The following is a 1,175-nucleotide window of genomic DNA, read 5'->3' as shown; positions in this document are numbered from 1 at the left end:
TGATATTTATGGCGTTAAGCGGCCATGTTTTTCAAGTTTCTTTTTAAGGTGAATTCACTTGGTGTGAGATTGCCCAGTGATGAATGTGGTCTGTTTAAATTGTAATCCTCCTTCCATTCATGGATGATTGTTTTTGCTTCGCGGAGTGTAGTGAAAAGCGTTTCGTTTAAGCACTCATCTCCGAAGCTACCATTGAAACTTTCCACGAACGCATTCTGCATGGGTTTGCCGGGTTGGATGTAATGCCAGTTGATAGCCGTTTCCTGACACCATTTAAGAATAGCCATACTGGTTAGTTCGGTTCCATTATCAGAGACAATTGTGTTGGGTTTACCTCTGTCTTTGATCAGTTCATCAAGTTCACGCGTTACGCGATGACCAGACAATGATGTGTCAGCCACAAGAGCCAAACATTCGCGGCTGTAATCATCAACAATTGCCAATACACGAAACCGTCTACCATCTGTGAAAGCATCAGAAACAAAATCTAAGCTCCAACGTTCATTGGTTCTGGACGGAAGAAGCATTGGCTTACGTGTTCCTAAAGCTCTTTTACGACCACCACGTTTGCGCACCTGCAGCTTTTCCTCACGATATAAACGCCTCAGCTTCTTGTGATTGATATGCCAGCCTTGGCGTTGCAGCATCACGTGAATACGCCGATAGCCAAAACGCCGGCGCTCAGAAGATACCTTCTTCATAGCTTCACGAAGTTCGGTATCGTTAGATCGTATCGATTTGTATCGTACGCTCGCCCGATCTACATCCAAGACATGACACGCCCTTCGCTGGCTTACACCGTGTTTGTCACAAGCATGAGCCACAGCTTTACGCTTTGCGTCAGGCGTTACCACTTTTTTGAATTAACATCCCTCAAAATCGCGTTATCTAACATCTGGTCAGCTAGCAGTTTCTTCAAACGCACATTCTCATCTTCCAGAGCCTTCAAGCGTTTAGCATCAGATGCGTCCATTCCGCCGTATTTTGATTTGTATTTGTAAAAGCTAGCCGAGCTGATCCCGTACTTTCGGCAAACCTCTGATGTTGGCATACCGTTCTCTTGTTCCTTGATCATTGAAATGATCTGTTCGTCGCTAAATCTGCGCTTCATTATTTGTCTCCAATTATTGAGACAAATTCTACCATAAATGGAGGAGTTCTTGGGGCTCAGGTCA

At 44.6% G+C, this 1,175-nt stretch carries 1 protein-coding gene; it reads right to left on the bottom strand.

Annotated features, from left to right (window positions below; genetic code table 11):
- Nucleotides 1–14: 14 nt before the first annotated feature.
- Nucleotides 15–1,111, bottom strand: a protein-coding gene (locus tag AB2J24_RS19820) for an IS3 family transposase (protein WP_367386807.1) whose coding sequence is annotated in 2 segments (ribosomal slippage) — nucleotides 15–865 and nucleotides 865–1,111 — 1,098 coding nt in all. Because the reading frame shifts where the segments join, the coding sequence is not laid out codon by codon here.
- Nucleotides 1,112–1,175 lie beyond the last annotated feature (64 nt).

The sequence above is a fragment of the Lentilitoribacter sp. EG35 genome (assembly GCF_040784015.1).
Taxonomy (GTDB): Bacteria; Pseudomonadota; Alphaproteobacteria; order Rhizobiales; family Rhizobiaceae; genus Lentilitoribacter.
The sequence above is the reverse complement of the archived record's forward strand: the minus strand, read 5'-3'. Positions and strand labels throughout refer to the sequence as shown.